Genomic DNA, 16747 nt, shown 5'->3' with positions numbered 1-16747 from the left:
TCCTAGTCGAGCGGCTCGAATATGGTGGCGTTTGGCCATGCCGGCGCCCTCCCGTCTTCACAACTCCCTTGGTGCGTCGCGTTATTCCGGTGACCGCTCCGAGTGGCGTTCAGGCATGGTGGGTGGCTTCCTGGGCGAGTTGGACGCGCGAGCTCAGGCCCAGTTTGGTGTAGACGTGGGTGAGGTGGGTTTGCACGGTGCGCGGTGAGACGAAAAGCCTTGTGGCGATGTCGTTGTTGGCGAGTCCTTGGCTGACCAGCCGCACCACGTCGCGCTCGGTGGGCGTCAGCGATGCCCAGCCAGTGGCGGGCCGTTTGCGTTGGCCGCGGCCGCGCTGCGCGTAAGCGATCGCCTCCTCGGTGGAAAGGGCCGCGCCCTCGGCCCACGCAACATCAAAGTCGTCGTCGCCCATAGCTTCTCGCAGCGCCGCCACTGAGGCTTCGTAGTCGGCGTCCCAGACCTTGAACCGCACCGCGCCGATCCGCTGCCGGATCGCTGCCGCCGCGCCGAAAAGCCGCGCCGCTTCGCGGTGACTGTCGGCCTCGCCGGCGAGCGTGCCGAGGCATTCGAGGATGTCGGGGATGAACGGGTACGCGAAACCTTCGGGAACACTGGCAAGCGCGTCATGGGCGTCGTGTTCAGCCTGCTCTGGTTCACCCTGTGCGGTCGCCACTCGGGCGCGCGCGCTCAGCGCCACCAACAGGATGAACCCTGGCGCCGTCGCGACAGCCTCGTCGGCCCAGCGGCGGGCCGCGATCAGATCCCCGCCCGCCAGCGCGACGTTCGCGATGATGGGGCGCAGATGCGCCGCATACCCCGGCAGACCACTCCCATGCTCCCAGGCCGCCGCGGCCGCGCCCAGCGCCGTCTCAACGTCGCCGGCGGCCAGGGCCGCGTTTGCCAACGCGAAGTAACCAAGGCTCGCGGCGATCCCGCCAAGTTCGGACCCGGACTCCAGGCTCGCGTCGGCCGCGTCCCGGGCCGCGTCCGTCTCACCGTGCCAGGCCAGTGCGGTGCCCTGGTGCGCGAGGTTGGCCGCCGCATGGAGCCCATCGTGAGCGGCCTGGGCCTCGGCGGCCACCGCGCCGAATTGTGCGACGGCGCCGGCCAGATCGCCCTGCCCTAGCTGTGCGATTCCAAGGCACATGCGGCAGTGGCGCGAGTTGGATCCGTCACCGAGAGCGTCGGCGAGGTCGCGTCCTTCTTCGGCGGCCGCGCGCGCCGCGATCGGGTCACCGGCGGCCACCGCTGCGCTGGCCTGCCAGGTCAGGATCTGGCTGAGCCGCCACTTATCGTCCAGCTCCCGGGCGAGTTTCAGCGCCTCGGCGAAGTGCGCGCCTGCCAACTCGGCGTTGTAGGCGGCGGTAAAGCCGCAGGCGCTCAGCGCCCTGGCCAGCACGGCCGGATCATCGACCTCGCGTGCGAGCGCCAGGGCTTGCAGCGCCCGATCCGCGCTGTGCGCAGCACCCAACGTCATGGCAAGCACGGCCTCGTCGGCTAGCGCCCGGGAGCGTACCGCGGTCGCCACCTCGGCGTCCTGAGCGACCTCTTCGGTGAGGACGGTGTCGAACCAGTCCAGCCCTTCCAGGAGGCGGCCCCGAGACATCCACAGCGGCTGCAGCGCCGACGCCAGTGTCAACGCCGGCTCGATGTCGGACTTTTCGCAACTCCACCCGAACGCGGCGCGCAGATTGTCGATCTCGGTTTCGGCCTGCTCGATGCGCTGCTCATGATCATTGCCGGCCGGTGCGTCGAGCAGGACCGCGAGCGTGGTGTAGTGGTCGCGGTGACGCGTGCGCACGGTGTCGGCTTCACCGGACTCTACGAGCTTTTCCTGCGCGTATTGGCGCACCGTCTCCAACAGCCGGTAATGGGTTCGGCCTTCGCTGTCCTCGGCGACCACCAGCGATTTGTCGACCAGCAGGGTGAGCTGATCCAAGACCTGGTAGCGCTCCACATCAGTGCCACCGCAAACGAATTGGGCGGCGTCGAGATCGAAGCCACCCATAAACACCGCCAAACGGCGAAACAGGACCTGCTCTGGCAGGGTCAACAGCGCATGCGACCAATCCACCGACGCGCGCATCGTCTGCTGGCGACGCACCGCGGTGCGCGCACCACCGGTCAACAGCCGGAATCGGTCATGCAGACTGTCGACGATCTCGGCCAGCGACAACGCCCGCACCCGTGCGGCGGCGAGCTCGATCGCCAGCGGGACCCCATCGAGGCGACGGCAGATTTCCAGCATCGCAGCGGCATCGTCATCGCTGGGGACGAAATCCGGCCGGACGTGGCGAGCACGGTCGGCAAACAGTTCGAGGGCTTCATCGACCAGCGACAGTGAGGGCACCCGCAAGCCCATCTCGCCGGCCACCCCGATCGCCTCACGGCTGGTCGCCAACAACGTCAACTTCGCACCCGCGCCGAGCAGGGCAACGATCAGTGCTGCGCTGGCATCCAGCAGATGCTCACAGTTGTCCAGCACGACCAGCATGTGGCGGTCGGCGACAAAACGGGTCAGAGTGTCCATCGTGGAGCGGCTCGGTTGATCGGGTAGCCCCAGCGCGCGAGCCACCGCGATCGGCACAACATCGCGGTCGGTGATCGCCGCCAAATCCGCATACCACGCCCCGTCGCCGAACTCCGTCGCCAGCTGGGCCGCGACCTGCACCGCCAGCCGGGTTTTGCCCACCCCGCCGGCACCGGTCAACGTCACCAGCCGGTTGTCGGCCAGCAGCTCGCGCAGCTGGGCCAGTTCTGCGTCACGACCCACGAATCTGGTCAACTGCACCGGAAGATGTTGGGAGACAACGGAAATAGAAACCCGTAGCGGAGGGAATTCGTTGATCAGGTCGGGATGACACAGCTGCACCACCCGCTCCGGGCGCGGCAGATCCCGCAGCACGTGGGTGCCCAGCTCGGTCAGCCAGGCGCCCTCAGGTAGCCGGTCGACCACCAGCGGTTCGGTCGCTCCCGACAGCACGGTCTGACCTCCGTGCCCAAGATCGCGGAGCCGTGCCGTCCGGTTAATCGTCGGCCCGACGTAGTTACCCTCATCGCGCAGCTGCACCTCACCGGTATGGATACCGACACGCAGCCTGATCGGTGCCAACGGCGCCTGTTGCAACGCCAGCGCGGCCGCCAGCGCGTCGGAGGCGCGCGCGAACGCCGCCACGAAACTGTCCCCCTCGCCCTGCTCGACCGGGCGCACGCCGTCGTGGGCGACGATGATTTCCGGCACCGCGACATTCAGGCGGGCGATGGCGGCGGTCATCTCGGCGGGTTGCGTCTCCCATAGCCGCGTCGAGCCCTCGACGTCGGCCAACAGCAACGTCACCGTGCCCGTCGGCAAAAGCCCGTTCACGCCAAGTGCGCTCCAGTCCACCAGCGGTGTTTCCGCGCGTGGATCTATTCCGCTCATGGTAGTCAGCATGCGGCCTGCGCATGCGGGAAAACATCAGCACAACCGCGCACATCGCGACAGCCAGGGCACGTACCTACAACCGATTTCAGTTCACTAGGGCCCGGGGATGAATCCGGGCAGCCACTGTCCAGTACCGCGTTGAACCTGAGGCTCGTGGTGATGCGGCCCTCCTGCGCGCGCGTCCCGGTCCCGAACACCCCATGCAACCCATCACCCACCGCTTCTTGGAGTGCTCGCCGAAACTGCGGATTGACCTTGGGTGGGGAACATCTATTGATCTAGTCATCAATACGTCGCTCGAGTTCTGTTCGGGCCTGGTCGATTTGGTCGTATGCGTAGGTTGCGCTGGCGGCGGTCGTCATCGCCTCGCCCTTGTGGGCGAGGGATTCGTAGGTCGCATCGCCGAGAATGTCGCGCAGGTGGGCGATCGCGGCGGTGAATTCAGGGAAAGCCCGCTCAGCCATAACACCGACCGTGAACCCGGCGATGGTGGCCGCAGGTTCGCAGCGTCCGAGCCGGTCGAAAAGAGCGGCGAGGACGGCCAGCGGGACGCGGATCGTCGCGGTGTCGCCGGCGTTGTGGTAGTTGCTGATCGCCAAATCGAGGTGATCGAGCGCGGCCACCGGGTCGCCGTGTTCGGCCTCAAGTCGTGCCAGAGTGCTCGCCATAGTTGACGCGATGGTGCGGTTGCCACTGTCTTGGGCGATCACCAGACCCCGGCTAAGGGCGTTACGCGCCCCGACGGGATCCGTGTCGCGGAACGCCGCACCGTAGGCACCGAGCGCCAACGCGAGCAAGTGCGGGTTGGCCGTTGCCTCCGCGGCCTCGATGAGGCCATCCGCGGAATCCCTCGCCTCCTCGCCGGAACCGGCCAGCGCAAAAGCGATAACCAACCATGTCCGGAGGTGCACATCGTTGTCGCGGCGGCGTGCGAGCTGGGCGCGGCACAACTCGGCCAACCGCTCGGGCTGCCCGATGACTAGGTACACAACTCCAAGCAAGCCCTCGATACCGTACGGCAGCCCCTCGCGGCTCCTGCCGAGAACGTTCTGCGCGGCGTCGCAATAGCCGACAGCCGCCTCGATCCGTCCGGTCGTGAAGCACCGCGACGCAATCACATACAGGGTCGCCAGCCGGGGGTGGTCGACCGCGCGGGCGGACTCGATCAGCTCTTCGGCCCAGGCGACCGGCTCATAGATTTGGGCCCCAACGCCGAGCCACCCCGCAAGGGTGGCGATGGTGGCGGCGACATCCAGATCGCCCTGCTCGGCGGCCCACCGAAACGCGGTGCGCAGATTGGGCAGCTCGACGGTCAACCAGTCGTAGGCCTCCCGCTGGCGGGGACTGTCCCACAGGGCCAGGATGTCGGTTTCACGTCCAGCGAAGTACCGCGAGTGGGCGGCCCGAATCTCGGATGCTTCGCCACGGGCTACGAGTTGCTCCTCGGCGAACTGGCGGATCGTCTCCAGCATCGAAAACCGTGTCCGCCCCGAAGACCGGTCGGCGACCAACAGCGACTTGCGCACCAGGGCATCCAGCAGATCCAGGGTGGCGAAGTCATCATCGGAACCCATGACGGCGCAGGCACTTTGGAGGTCGAATCCCCCGGTGAACACCGAACACCGCTCCAGCAGCGCCTTTTCCGGGTCCTCGAGGTGGTCATAGGACCACGCCACCGCGTGGCGCAGCGTTTGGTGGCGTGACAGGCCGCGCCGCGGACCGACCAGCAGCCGGAACCGCTGATCCAGACGATCACGTATCTCGCTGGCGGTCATCGACGCCATTCGCGAGGCCGCCAACTCGATGGCCAACGGTATGCCGTCCAGGCGGCGGCAGATTTCCACCACGGCGTCCGCCTCGCCGGGCTGGGCCAGCGAGAAGTCCGACACCACACTGTGTGCACGGTCGACGAAAAGGTTCACCGCGGCCGATCCGGCCCCGGAGTTGACGTCCAGCGACGGGACACGCCATAACTGTTCGTCGCTGACCCCCACTCCTTCGCGGCTGGTCGCCAGAATCGTGACGGTCGCCGAGGCGGCCAGGATCGCCTCGACCAGATCCGCGACGCTGTCGACAACGTGCTCGCAGTTGTCGAACACCAGCAGCCGCACCCTGCCCTCCGACGCGGCCGCGACGCTGTCAGCCACGCTCTTGCCGGGCTGTTGGATGATGCCCAGCACCGCCGCGACGGCGTCGGGCACCGCGGCCGGGTCGATTACCGCGGCCAGCTCGAAAAACCAGACCCCGTCCGGGAATTCATCGGCCAGCCGCCCCGCGACCTCCACTGCCAGGCGGGTTTTGCCGACCCCGCCCACCCCGGTCAACGTAATCAACCGATGAGCCTTCATCGCCGCTTGCAGCTCGGCGACCTCCGACTCACGCCCGATGAAGCTCGTGCTCGGAGGCCGCAGGTTCCCAGGACTGGCATCGAGTGCACGTAACGGCGGAAAATCCGTGCGTAGCCCCGGCGCTCGGACCTGGAACACCTCCACGGTGGTCGGCAGGTCCCGCAACCGTCGCGGCCCCAGATCCAGCAGATCAACTCCGCTGAGCAGACCCGCCGTCGAGTCGGCCAACAGGATCTGACCGCCGTGCCCGGCGGCCATCACCCGCGCGGCGCGATTCAGCACGGCACCGAAGTAGTCCGCCCCCTGCAGCTCCGCTTCTCCGGTCGCGATCCCCATCCGCACCGGCAATTCCAGTGCCCGCTGCGCGGTTACAGCTGCGTCGACCGCGGATTTCGGCGACGCGAACGCTGCGCACACGCCGTCACCGGTGTGCTTGAACAACCAGCCCCCGTGCCCATCGATCGCCTTACGCAACACCTCGTCATGGGCGGCCAGCGCCGCCCGCATCGCACCCGCGTCTGACTCCCACCGACGGGTCGATCCCTCGATATCGGTGAACAGAAACGTCACCACTCCCGCAGGAGCAGCGGTCGCAGGAGCGGACACTATTGCAGAATGTCACAACGAACCCTGCCCCACCTCGAACATCAAAGGAACAGTCCAGACAACAGCTCACACGGGACCCACGAAACTGGTCCGCAGTAGTTGCGACGACCGTCTTTTCCGCCCGCCCCCCAAACGCTGTGAAGGATTTTCCGTCACAGCCAACGCCTTCCGCCGTCCCGAGTGGAGTCGTTCGCATCACCGGGCTGACCCAGCCGGCGTGACTTCCGCGCGAACATCCAGCGACGACGGTTCGTATACGGTGCGCGCCGCCGACGCCATCCGCGTTACGGGCACATCCACGCGATAGGCGGGCACTTGCTGCCGGGTGGGGGCGGCGGTGCTGGCGGAGGTCCTGGCCCCTCGGCAATCCCGTTGGGGTTGCTGCTGTTGTCGAAGGTGATGTGGTACACGTGGCAGACACTCAAGTCCCAGCCCGTCGCAACCAAGGCGGGCCATACGTAATCGCCTGGGCACCAGCGCATTCCCGGCCCCTTATAGCATCCGGATCGCGTGGAGCAGTGGTCGTTAGGATCGGCTTGAGCGTTGCCCGAGGCCAGCCCTAACGCGGCTACCGCGATGCTGCTCGATAACAGCGTTCCGGCAGTGAACCGCTTCAACGTGCGACGGGCGTTCACGGCGAATCCTCTCGCTGATGGGCCGTACGTTACGCCGACCCTTAGCGAAATTCTGTGCCGTTAGCGGGGCTACCGATCCCAACAATCTCGGGTGTCGGGGGCGTTGCTAGCCCAGCCGCTCGATGATGGTGGCGTTGGCCATGCCGCCGCCCTCGCACATCGTCTGCAGCCCGTAGCGGCCGCCGCGCTGCTGAAGAGCGTTGACGAGTGTCGTCATCAGGCGAGCCCCGCTGGCGCCCAAGGGATGACCGATCGCGATTGCGCCGCCGTTGACGTTGGTCTTGGCCAAATCCGCCCCGGTGTCCTGAGCCCACGCCAGGACCACGGGCGCAAACGCCTCGTTGACTTCGAACAGGTCGATGTCGGCCAGCGTCAGACCCGCCTTCGACAGCACCTTCTCGGTGGCCGGGATAACGCCGGTCAGCATGTAGAGCGGGTCGGAGCCCACCACGGTGGTGGTGTGGATCCGCGCCAGCGGGCGCAGCCCCAGCTTCTTGGCGACGTCACTGCTGGTGATCAGCACCGCGGCGCTGCCGTCGGACAGCGGCGAGGAGTTGCCGGGCGTGATCTCCCAATTGATCTGCGGGAAGCGTGCTTTGGCCGCGTCGCTGTAGAACGCCGGCTGCAATCCGGCCAGCGTCTGCACGGTCGTGCCGGGGCGGATGATCTCGTCGGTGGCCAGCCCGGCGATCGGGATGAGTTCGTTTTCGAACAGGCCTTCCTTGGTGGCGTGGGCGGCCCTGTCGTGGCTGCCGGCCGAGAACTCGTCGAGCTGGGTGCGCGAAAAGCCCCACTTCGCGGCGATCAGTTCGGCGCTGATGCCCTGCGGCACCAGGCCGTCGGGGTAGCGGCGGGTCATGTCCTCGCCCATCGGGTTGCTGCCCGGCGAGACCTGGCTGCCCATCGGCACGCGGCTCATCGACTCCACGCCGCCGGCGATGACGAGGTCGTAGGCCCCGGCGATCACCCCCTGGGCGGCGAAGCTGATGGCCTGCTGACTGCTACCGCATTGGCGGTCGATCGTGACACCGGGAACCGACTCCGGGAACCCCGCACCCAGCAGGGCGTTACGGGCGATGTTGGCCGCCTGGTCGCCGACCTGAGTGACGGCGCCGGCGATGACGTCGTCGACTTGTGCCGGATCCACTCCGGTGCGTGCCACCAGCTCGCGCAGGCTGTGTGCCAGCAGATCGGCGGGCAACACATCGTGCAGCGCGCCACTGGCCTTGCCCTTGCCGATGGGGGTGCGGACGGCTCCGACGATGACGGCGTCGCGGACCTGGTTCATGACTCCTCCTTGAGTCTTTTCATCTAGGTATAGATGGCTGTACCCAGGTAAACACCTCGGTATGCTTAAAGCAACCCAGGTGCGGAGGTGATTTAGATGACACTGCTGCAAGGACCACTGGCCGACCGCGACGCGTGGTCGGCGGTGGGCGAGTGCGCGATCGAGAAGACGATGGCGGTGCTCGGAACAAAATCCGCGATGCTGATCATGCGGGAGGCGTATTACGGCACCACCCGATTCGATGACTTCGCCCGCCGGGTGGGCATCACCAAGGCCGCCACCTCGGCGCGGCTGAGCGAACTGGTCGAGCTGGGGCTGCTACGACGTCAGCCCTATCGGGAGCCCGGGCAGCGCGGCCGCGACGAGTACGTGCTGACGCAGGCCGGCATTGATTTCATGCCGGTGGTGTGGGCGATGTTCGAGTGGGGACGGCGTCATCTGCCGGGCCGCAACCGGCTGCGGCTGACCCACCTGGGTTGCGGCGCCGAGGCGGGCGTCGAAATCCGTTGCGCGCAAGGCCATGTGGTGCCGCCCGACGAGCTGGGCATGCGGCTGGCTAAGAAGTCTGGTTGAGCGCGGTCAGCAGCCGCCGCGCCGCGGCGACGCGGCGGACGGCGGGACCGGTCAGCGTGTCCAGCGCGCACTCGGGGTCGGCCGGCGGCCCCATGTGCCCGCAGCCGCGCGGGCACTCCGCGATGGCCTCGGCCAGGTCGGAAAACGCCATCATCACGTCGTCGGGCTGGATGTGGGCTAGTCCGAAGGATCGGATGCCCGGTGTGTCGATCACCCACCCGGTGGTGCCCAGCGGCTCGGTCAACGGCAGCGCCACCGACTGTGTCGAGGTGTGTCGTCCCCGGCCGATGTCGGTCACATCGCCGACGGCGCGGTCCGCGTCGGGCACCAGCCGGTTCACCAAGGTGGACTTGCCGACGCCGGAATGCCCGAGCAGCACGGTGATCTTGCCCGCGAGCAGGTCCGCCACCGCGAGCAGGGGATCGTCTCGGCCGGCCTCGACGAGCGTCAGGTCCAGGTCGACGAACTGCTGCGCGAACGGCTCCGGCGGGGCGAGATCCGTCTTGGTCAGGCACAGGATCGGGGTGAGTCCGCCGGCGTAGGCGGCGATCAGCGTCCGGTCCACCAGGCCGGTACGGGGCGGCGGGTCGGCCAGCGCCACCACGATCAGCAGCTGATCCGCGTTGGCGACCACCACCCGTTCGGTCGGGTCGGTGTCGTCGGCGGTGCGCCGCAACACCGTTCGGCGCTCCCCACGACGCACGATGCGGGCCAACGTGTCCGGCCGCCCGGACAGGTCGCCGACCACGTCGACGTCATCGCCCACCACGATCGGGGTGCGGCCCAGCTCGCGGGCCCGCATGGCGGTGACCCGGCGATCGACGTCGCCGCCGAGCACGCATCCCCAGCGGCCCCGGTCGACGCTGACCACCATCGCTGCCTCGGCGTCCGCGTGCTCGGGGCGGGTCTTGGTCCGCGGTCGCGAGCCCCGCCCGGAGCGGATCTTGACGTCGGACTCGTCGTAGTCGCCGGGCCTCACATGCCGTGCCCCAGCATGCGGGCCCACAGCCGCGGAAAGTCGGGCAGTGTCTTGCCGGTGGCGCCGATGTCGTCGACCTCGACGCCGGGCACCCGCAGCCCGATGATCGCGCCGGCCATCGCCATCCGGTGGTCGGCGTAGGAGTGCCAAGTTCCGGACTTCAATGGAGTCGCGGTGATCACCAGGCCGTCGGGACGTTCGCTGCAGTCACCACCGAGCCTGTTGATCTCCCTGCTCAGCGCGGCGAGTCGATCGGTCTCATGGCCGCGCAGATGCGCGATGCCGGACAGGCGCGACACCGATCCCGGGGTCGCCAGCGCCGCCAGGGCGGCCACCGACGGCGTCAGCTCGCCGACCGCGCGCAAGTCGACATCGAACCCGCCGTAGTCCCCGGACCCGCGCGCCTCGAGAAACGAATCAGTCTGCGTGACAACGGCATTCAACTCATCCAGCACCTTCAGGATGTTGTCGGCGGGCTGCACGCTGCTCGCCGGCCAGCCGGTGATGCGCACGGCACCCCCGGTGACCACCGCCGCCGCCAGGAAGGGAACGGCGTTTGTCAGATCCGGCTCGACCTCCCAGTGCCGCGCCGCGACCGGCCCCGCCCGCACCGTCCAGCGGTCGGGGACGGAGTCGTCGACGTCGACGCCGGCCTGGCGCAGCATCGTCACCGTCATGGCGATGTGCGGCGCCGACGGCAGCGACGCGCCGGTGTGTCGCACCGTCAGGCCCTCACCGAACGAGGCCGCGCACAACAGCAGCCCCGACACGAACTGCGATGAGGCCGAGGCGTCGATGTCCACGGTCCCGCCGATGACCGAACCGGTGCCCAGCACCCGGAACGGAAGACCGGAGCCGTCGATCCGCACGCCGAGCCCGCGCAGCGCGTCCAGCAGCGGGACGATGGGCCGCGCCCGGGCCTGCTCGTCGCCGTCGAACTCGACCATCGATTCGGCCAGCGCCGCCAACGGCGGGACGAACCGCAGCACCGTGCCGGCCAGGCCGCAATCGACCTGCGCCATCGGTTCCGGCGACACGCGGCCGCTGACCGTCACTTCCGTCCCGTCGCCATCGACACTCAAGCCCAGCGTGCGCAGCGCCCCGATCATCAGATCGGTGTCCCGGCTGCGCAGCGCCCCGCTGAGGGTAGGGGAGCCGTTACCCTGGGCGGCCGCCAGCGCCGCGAGCACCAGGGCGCGGTTGGTCTGCGACTTCGAACCCGGAACGGTCACGGTCGCGTGCACGGGCTGAGATGCCACGGGGGCCGTCCACGTACTCATCGGTCCATCATGGCCTGTCATCGGTTTCTGTCACCAATAGGATTTGTGGCTCTGCCACTATGGGATGTATGTGCGGAAGGTTCGCGGTCACCACCGATCCGGCCCTGCTGGCGCAGAAGATCCAGGCGATTGACGAGGCCACCGGCGCCGACGCCGGTTCACCTGCGCCCAACTACAACGTGGCCCCGACCTCGACGATCGCGACCGTCGTCAGCCGGCATTCCGACCCCGAGGACGAGCCGACGCGCCGGGTGCGGTTGATGCGCTGGGGTTTGGTGCCGCCGTGGGCGAAGGCCGGTGCCGACGGCACGCCGGACACCAAAGGGCCGATGCTGATCAACGCCCGCGCGGACAAGGTCACCACCTCGCCCGCCTTCCGGACCAGCGCCAAGTCCAAGCGCTGCCTGATCCCGATGGACGGCTACTACGAATGGCGGGTCAACTCGGACGACGCGGCGGGCAAGAAGACCCGCAAGACGCCGTTCTTCATGTACTCCGAAGACGGCGAGCCGCTGTTCATGGCGGGCCTGTGGTCGGTCTGGAAACCGGCCAAGGATGCGTCGCCGCTGCTGAGCTGCACGATCATCACCACCGATGCGCCCGGCGAGCTCGCGCAGATTCACGATCGGATGCCGCTGGTGGTGCCCGAGCGCGACTGGGACCGGTGGCTGGATCCGGACGCCGCGATCGACGAGGACCTGCTGGCCCGCACGCCCGACGTGCGCGCCATCCGGATGCGTGAGGTGTCGACGCTGGTCAACAGTGTCCGCAACAACGGCCCGCAGCTGCTCGAGCCGGCCGAGCCGCAGCCCGAGCAGATGAAAATCCTGTAGCGCTGCTTTAGCCGCTACGCCGCCTCATCGTCGTCTCCGTCGCGAAGCAGCTTCTCGGGGTGATGGAAGGTGTTGATTCGCGGCTGGTTTCGGTCCAAGTGCGCGGGCGGGATCCATTCGGTGTCACCCTTGGCGTTCTTGCGGGTGGTCCAGCCGCGGGGTTGCAAAAGTCGGTGATGGGGTCCGCATGTCAGGGTGAGGTTGTCGATGTCGGTGGTGTGGCATTTCGCGTAATCGGTCACGTGGTGTACCTCGCAGTAGTAGCCGCCGACGTCGCAGCCTGGTGCTGAACATCCAAGGTCTTTGGCGTATAAGACGATTCGCTGGCCAGGGGAGGCGAGCCGTTTGCCGTGATACAGCGCGACCGGTTTGCCCTTGTCGAAGACCGCCAGGTAGTGATGGGCATGGCGGGCCAGGCGGATGACGTCGCTGATCGGTAGCCGGGTACCCCCACCGGTGATGCCGTGCCCGGCAACGGCTTCCAGTTCGGTCAGGGTGGTGGTGACGATGATGGAGGCCGGCAATCCATTGTGTCGGCCCAGGTCCCCGGAAGCCAAAATCGCTCGAAGGGCGGCATTGAGGCCGTCGTGCTGGCGCTGAGCCGGCGAGCGGACGTCGTGATCGATCGCGTCCTGGGACGGGGCGCCGTCAGTGCACGGCGTCTGGTCACTGGGATTGCACATGCCAGGCGCGGCCAGTTTGGCCAACACCGCCTCCACCGAGGCACGTAGTTCGGGCGTGAGCCAGCCGCGCAGTGCGGACATGCCGTCGGGTTGCTGCTTGCCCAGCGTCAGGCCGCGGCGGTGGGCGCGGTCGTCGTCGCTATAGCTGCCATCGGGGTTGAGGCAGTCCGTCAATCGATCGGCCAGTCCGGCCAACTGATCGGGCCGGTACCGGGTGGCCATGCGGGCCAGGTCGGCTTCGGCGTGCGCGCGGGTGTCGTCGTCTATCCAGCCCGGCAGCTGGTGGTAGAAGCGCCGGATCACCGCTACATGCTCTGCCCCCAGCCGGCCGGCGCGCTGCGCGGCGGCCGTGGCCGCCAACACCGGCGCCAGGGGTTCACCGATGAGCGCGCGCCGCTCACCCAAATCGGCAGCCTCGCGCACGCGCCTGCCGGCCTCGGTGCGGCTGGTCAACGTCCAGTCGGCGATCGCATGGCAGAGTTTGCCGCCCAGTTCTTCGGGCGTGGCCTCCTGCTGGAGCTGGTTGATCAGCGGATGTTCGCCGGCGGACAGGCGGCGTCGCGCCCGCTCATAGCGCCCCAGCAGGGCGAGGCGCTCCCGGGAGTGCAGCATCTGGCAGTCGAGCCCGATCACGGTATCGATCGCGGCGTCCAGTGCATCGAACGCCGCTGTGGCGACGTCACCGTCTGCGAGGACACCCGAACTCATACCTACGAAACTAGACCGGGCCACCGACAAAAAACCTCGACCAGAAACCACTGAAACGCAAGTGAAGCAAGATGTTTCGATGATTGGACGAAGGCGTCAAAAGTCGCTCGGAGGTGGGCAAAAACAACACACCGCCCCGTAGGACGCGAGGCAACTCCGACCGCCGGTCGAAAGCCGAATCAGTTGCTGAGCACCAACTTCCAGTTGCCGTTGACGTTACGATCCGGAACGCACCAGAACCTGTTCCAGTTTCCCGGCGTCGTGGTCTTCACGCCCGGGCCGGCGTCCTGACACGCCTCCCGCGTCGGGTAGTTGCCCTCGGTCTGAATCGTGTCGGCGTTGCTGACACCCTCGCCGATCGTCAGCAGCCCCGCCAACGCCAGCAGACCTGCGGCGGCAAAACGTTTCATGACCATCCAATCCTCCTGTGGGCGCACGAACCGGCGTCAACGGTATGCGGAATGGACAGGCCAAGGAGTGCTTTTCGCCAGGATGCTTAAGTTCGCTGGTCCGCGAGCGCCACCGCGGTGGCCACCGCTTCGAGCAGGCGGCCGAGTTGCTCGGCGTCCCCGACGTTGCGGTCGCCGGCGGCCAGCCGGATGAACACACCGGCGATGAACGTGGTGACGGCGGTGGTCTGCGCGGCCAGCAGGGCCGGGTCGCGGGTGTCCGGCCGCAGATGGGCGATGGCATCGCGGGCCATGCCGTTGATCCGGGCGACGAACACCTGCGATGTCTCGGCCAGACCGGGGTCGCGGGCGGCGCCCAGCAGCAGTTCGTGGCGCGCCCTGTTGAGCATCAGCCCGGATCCGCTGGCCTCCATCATGGTGAGCCGGGCCAGGTGCGCGAAGGGCGAGAGCGGATCGACCGGCTCGTCGATCACCGACTGCAGGTTGGCCACGTCGATCTCCGCGACGCGCTTGCCGACGCCGCGCAGCAGGGCCGCGCGGGTGCGGTAGTAGTACGACGTGGTGCCCTCGGGGACGCCGGCGACGCGGTCGACCTGCCCGTGGGTCAGCCCGCGCGAACCGTGCTCGGCTAACACCCGGATCGCCGCGTCGCACAGGTCGCGGCGGCGTTCGTCGCCGTTGCGTTTGCGGGATCTGCTGGTGGCCATGTCTGTTCTCAGCGCAGCACGGTGCCGCCGTCGATGTTGACGACCTGACCGTTGATCCATTCACCCTCGGCGGAGAGCAGGAAAGCGACCAGCGCGGCAACGTCGTCGGGATCGCCGACGCGGGGTCCCCGGATTCGTTTGAGCGCGGCGGCCTGAAGGTCCGGCCATTGGGGCACCGAACGGATGGCCTCGGTCGCGGTGAACCCGGGCGCGACGGCGTTGCACCGGACGTTGTCCTTGCCCCACCGCGACGCGACGTGGCGGGTGAGCGCGCCGACGCCGGCTTTCGCGGTGGCATAGGCGGGGCGCGCGGGCTCGCCCTGGAACGCCGCGGCCGACGACATGTTGACGATCGCCCCGCCGCCGCGGCGCAACATCTGCGGGATCGCGTATTTCATGGCGGCCACATACCCGCGCAGGTTCACCGTCATCACCCGGTCCCAGACGTCGAAGTCGATATCGACCACGTCGGTATCGGCACGGATGGTGCTCATGTCGGCGCCCACGTTGAACAGGAGATCCACCCCGCCGTAAGTGGTTGCGGCGGTGTCGATCAGGCCGGCGACCGATGCCGGGTCGGACAGGTCGAACACCACGTGGGTGGCCGTGCCGCCGACCGCGGCGATGCGCGCGGCCGTCCGCTGCGCGGCGTCGGCGGCGACGTCACCGACGACCACCCGGCAGCCCTCCTCGCCCAGCCGGGCGGCCGTCGCCGCACCGAGGCCGGTGGCACCGCCGGCGACGACGGCGACCTTGTCGGCCAGACCGCGCAGTCCCATGAGCGCCCCTTCCCGCGTCGAAGATATTGACTTTACCTCTAGAACTGTAGAGGATCGCCAGTCATGGCTGGGATTTATCGGGAGCGCCCCGGAGCCGGCGACCTCGCGGCGGCGACGGACACCCCCGCGCTGCCCCTGGGCGACGGTGTCTGGATGTCGCCGGGCGTCTCCAACTCCTATGCGGTGGCCACCGACCAGGGACGGGTCATCGTCAACAGCGGGCTGGTCTTCGAAGGTCCGTTGCACCGCAAGGCTTTTACCGACGTGGCCGGCCCGACACGGGCCATCATCGTCACCCAGGGCCACGCCGACCACTGGGGCGGGGTGAACTCGCTGCGCGACGAGGGCACCCAAGTGGTGATGCATCGCAACTACCGGTACTGGCGCGACGACAACACGCTCCTGATGGGTTACCGGGTGCCCAAGACGTCGTTCGCCTTCCAGAAGTTCTCCGACGCCGTGCTCGAGCACTTCAAGACCATCGACCCCGCGACCATCGACTTCTCGTTTCCCGAGCCCACCACGACGTTCGACCAGCGCATGAGCATCACGGTCGGCGGGCGCACCTTCGAGCTGGCGTGGACGCCGGGTGGGGAGACCACCGACGCGCTGGTGGTGTGGCTGCCAGAGGATCGAATCATGTTCAGCGGCAATCTGTTCGGGCCGCTGTTCGGTCACGTCCCGAACTTGATGACCATCCGCGGCGACCGGTACCGCGATCCGATTCTCTACATCGAGTCGCTGAACACCGTCCTGGAATTCCGGCCGCGGCGGCTGATCACCGGCCATTTCGCTCCCATCGACGGCGCCGATCGCATCGCCGAGGAGGTCACTGCGATGCGCGACGCGATGCAGGCCGTGCACGATCGCACCGCCGAGTTGATGAATTCCGGCGCCGACATCCACACCGCGATGCGTGAGGTCACGGTGCCCGAGCACCTCGACATCGGCGAGGGTTACGGCAAGACCTCCTGGAACGTTCGGGCCATCTGGGAGATGTACACAGGATGGTTCCGGCATCGCTCCACCACCGAACTGTATGGCGTGGCACCGGATTCGGTTGCGGCCGACGTGGTCAGCGCCGCCGGCGCCGACGCGCTGGTGGACGCGGCGCGCGCCCATGTGGCCGCCGGTCGTGCGGTGCAGGCCATCCACCTCACCGACCTGATCCTGGCCGCCCAGCCGCTGCATGCCGGGGCGCGTGCGGTGGCCGCCGACGCGCACGAGGTGCTGCTGGCCGACACCGAGAACTTCTGGGAAAAAGCGTGGCTCACCAAGTCAATCAACGAATTGAGGACTGACGCATGAACTCCGTCAACTTCGATTTCACCGGCGCCCACGTGCTGGTGACCGGCGGCACCAGCGGCATCGGCAACGCGATCGCCACCGCGTTCGCCGCCGCCGGCGCCGCCGTCACGGTGACCGGAACCCGCGGGTCGCCCGCCGACTATCCCGAGACGGAGCTGGGCGCGTTCACCTACCGCCAGTGCCAGA

Annotated in this window: 13 protein-coding genes; 4 read left to right on the top strand and 9 right to left on the bottom strand. The window is 67.9% G+C overall.

Annotation, left to right across the window (positions count from 1 at the left end; genetic code table 11):
* Positions 1–109: 109 nt before the first annotated feature.
* The 3 genes from A5782_RS05310 to A5782_RS05300 all read right to left on the bottom strand — a co-directional run bounded on the left by A5782_RS05310 (position 110) and on the right by A5782_RS05300 (position 8301).
* A complete protein-coding gene (locus tag A5782_RS05310; protein ID WP_067096170.1) occupies positions 110–3364 on the bottom strand; it encodes a LuxR C-terminal-related transcriptional regulator in 3255 nt (1084 codons plus the stop codon).
* 338 nt (positions 3365–3702) lie between these two features.
* The gene (locus A5782_RS05305; RefSeq protein ID WP_231986599.1) at positions 3703–6378 is read right to left on the bottom strand and encodes an adenylate/guanylate cyclase domain-containing protein; all 2676 of its coding nucleotides are present in this window, start codon (positions 6376–6378) and stop codon (positions 3703–3705) included.
* A 741-nt stretch (positions 6379–7119) separates the two neighbouring features.
* Positions 7120–8301 (bottom strand): thiolase family protein, encoded by a 1182-nt coding sequence (locus A5782_RS05300; protein WP_067096166.1) that lies wholly within the window; start codon positions 8299–8301, stop codon positions 7120–7122.
* Between the two features lie 96 nt (positions 8302–8397).
* On the opposite strand from A5782_RS05300, the gene A5782_RS05295 reads away from it, so the two are divergent.
* Positions 8398–8874: a helix-turn-helix domain-containing protein gene (locus A5782_RS05295; protein ID WP_067096163.1), complete on the top strand. Its 477-nt coding sequence runs from the start codon at positions 8398–8400 to the stop codon at positions 8872–8874.
* Here the strand turns inward: A5782_RS05295 and rsgA are convergent.
* Complete coding sequence (rsgA, locus tag A5782_RS05290) at positions 8858–9853, bottom strand: ribosome small subunit-dependent GTPase A (protein ID WP_067096160.1); 996 nt, start codon at positions 9851–9853, stop codon at positions 8858–8860. The genes A5782_RS05295 and rsgA overlap by 17 nt on opposite strands.
* Positions 9850–11133, bottom strand: coding sequence for a 3-phosphoshikimate 1-carboxyvinyltransferase (aroA, locus tag A5782_RS05285; RefSeq protein WP_067096157.1), 1284 nt, complete (start codon positions 11131–11133; stop codon positions 9850–9852). Before aroA ends, rsgA begins: the two co-directional genes overlap by 4 nt.
* Positions 11134–11201: 68 nt before the next feature.
* On the opposite strand from aroA, the gene A5782_RS05280 reads away from it, so the two are divergent.
* On the top strand, positions 11202–11966 hold the full coding sequence (locus A5782_RS05280) for an SOS response-associated peptidase (RefSeq protein ID WP_067096154.1): 765 nt from the start codon (positions 11202–11204) through the stop codon (positions 11964–11966).
* A 14-nt stretch (positions 11967–11980) separates the two neighbouring features.
* Here A5782_RS05280 and A5782_RS05275 read toward each other — a convergent pair whose 3' ends face one another.
* The 4 genes from A5782_RS05275 to A5782_RS05260 all read right to left on the bottom strand — a co-directional run bounded on the left by A5782_RS05275 (position 11981) and on the right by A5782_RS05260 (position 15253).
* Positions 11981–13357 carry an HNH endonuclease signature motif containing protein gene (locus A5782_RS05275; RefSeq protein WP_067096152.1) on the bottom strand — a complete coding sequence of 459 codons (1377 nt, stop codon included), beginning with the start codon at positions 13355–13357 and terminating at the stop codon, positions 11981–11983.
* 179 nt (positions 13358–13536) lie between these two features.
* Positions 13537–13773 (bottom strand): hypothetical protein, encoded by a 237-nt coding sequence (locus A5782_RS05270; protein WP_067096149.1) that lies wholly within the window; start codon positions 13771–13773, stop codon positions 13537–13539.
* A gap of 80 nt (positions 13774–13853) precedes the next feature.
* Entirely contained in the window at positions 13854–14474 is a 621-nt protein-coding gene (locus A5782_RS05265) for a TetR/AcrR family transcriptional regulator (protein ID WP_067096147.1), read from the bottom strand.
* A gap of 8 nt (positions 14475–14482) precedes the next feature.
* A complete protein-coding gene (locus A5782_RS05260) occupies positions 14483–15253 on the bottom strand; it encodes an SDR family NAD(P)-dependent oxidoreductase (RefSeq protein WP_067096144.1) in 771 nt (256 codons plus the stop codon).
* 63 nt (positions 15254–15316) lie between these two features.
* Between A5782_RS05260 and A5782_RS05255 the strand changes: the two genes are divergently transcribed.
* Complete coding sequence (locus A5782_RS05255; RefSeq protein WP_067096142.1) at positions 15317–16561, top strand: alkyl sulfatase dimerization domain-containing protein; 1245 nt, start codon at positions 15317–15319, stop codon at positions 16559–16561.
* Positions 16558–16747 (top strand): SDR family NAD(P)-dependent oxidoreductase (locus A5782_RS05250; RefSeq protein ID WP_156623814.1); only part of this gene is annotated, 190 nt, incomplete at its 3' end. The genes A5782_RS05255 and A5782_RS05250, both read left to right, overlap by 4 nt.

It is taken from the genome of Mycobacterium sp. 852002-40037_SCH5390672, assembly GCF_001665875.1.
Classification (GTDB): domain Bacteria; phylum Actinomycetota; class Actinomycetes; order Mycobacteriales; family Mycobacteriaceae; genus Mycobacterium.
Note: the sequence above shows the minus strand (reverse complement) of the source record. Positions and strands in the feature narration are given on the sequence as shown.

Coding starts and splice junctions, on each gene's coding strand:
- A5782_RS05265 (WP_067096147.1), bottom strand. CDS start 14,474: ATGGCCACCAGCAGATCCCGCAAACGCAACGGCGACGAACGCCGCCGC.
- A5782_RS05270 (WP_067096149.1), bottom strand. CDS start 13,773: ATGGTCATGAAACGTTTTGCCGCCGCAGGTCTGCTGGCGTTGGCGGGG.
- A5782_RS05255 (WP_067096142.1), top strand. CDS start 15,317: ATGGCTGGGATTTATCGGGAGCGCCCCGGAGCCGGCGACCTCGCGGCG.
- A5782_RS05295 (WP_067096163.1), top strand. CDS start 8,398: ATGACACTGCTGCAAGGACCACTGGCCGACCGCGACGCGTGGTCGGCG.
- A5782_RS05260 (WP_067096144.1), bottom strand. CDS start 15,253: ATGGGACTGCGCGGTCTGGCCGACAAGGTCGCCGTCGTCGCCGGCGGT.
- aroA (WP_067096157.1), bottom strand. CDS start 11,133: ATGAGTACGTGGACGGCCCCCGTGGCATCTCAGCCCGTGCACGCGACC.
- A5782_RS05280 (WP_067096154.1), top strand. CDS start 11,202: ATGTGCGGAAGGTTCGCGGTCACCACCGATCCGGCCCTGCTGGCGCAG.
- A5782_RS05300 (WP_067096166.1), bottom strand. CDS start 8,301: ATGAACCAGGTCCGCGACGCCGTCATCGTCGGAGCCGTCCGCACCCCC.
- A5782_RS05275 (WP_067096152.1), bottom strand. CDS start 13,357: ATGAGTTCGGGTGTCCTCGCAGACGGTGACGTCGCCACAGCGGCGTTC.